Origin of the sequence: Paraglaciecola sp. MB-3u-78, from assembly GCF_002835935.1 — a bacterium.
Taxonomy (GTDB): Bacteria; Pseudomonadota; Gammaproteobacteria; order Enterobacterales; family Alteromonadaceae; genus Paraglaciecola.
Genome location: NZ_PJCF01000061.1, coordinates 1 through 469, shown reverse-complemented (window position 1 = coordinate 469; position 469 = coordinate 1). Strand labels below are relative to the sequence as shown.

Here is a 469-nt window from a genome sequence, read left to right as displayed (position 1 = left end):
TAGCCCCTTGTTGGCTAACCTTTTTCTCCATTATGCATTCGACCAATGGATGGTTCGGGAATTCCCGAATGTTCCCTTTGAGCGCTATGCTGATGATGCAGTTTGCCATTGCAAGAGCCAGTCTCAAGCGCAGCAATTGAAGCAAAAGCTGGAAGCCAGAATGAAACAAGTGGGTTTAGAGCTTCATCCTAAAAAGACGAAAGTTGTCTATTGTAAAGATGATGACAGGCGAGGGGATTATGCAGAAGTCAGTTTTGATTTTCTGGGTTATACCTTTCGCTCTCGCCGTTCAAAGAATCGGTGGGGGAAACACTTTATTAATTTCACTCCGGCAATCAGCAACAAGGCTGCAAAAGCAATCCGGCACAAATCACGTGATTGGAACTGGCCATTACGAAGCGACAAAGCACTGGAAGATCTTGCCCGAATGTTCAATCCGATCATTCAAGGTTGGATCAACTATTATGGA

At 44.8% G+C, this 469-nt stretch carries 1 protein-coding gene; it reads left to right on the top strand.

Translation table 11 applies throughout. The annotated features are described in order from the left end of the window. Nucleotides 1-7: 7 nt before the first annotated feature. Nucleotides 8-469, top strand: a 462-nt coding sequence (locus tag CXF95_RS26330; RefSeq protein WP_369809348.1) for a reverse transcriptase domain-containing protein, incomplete at its 3' end; no start/stop codon positions are given.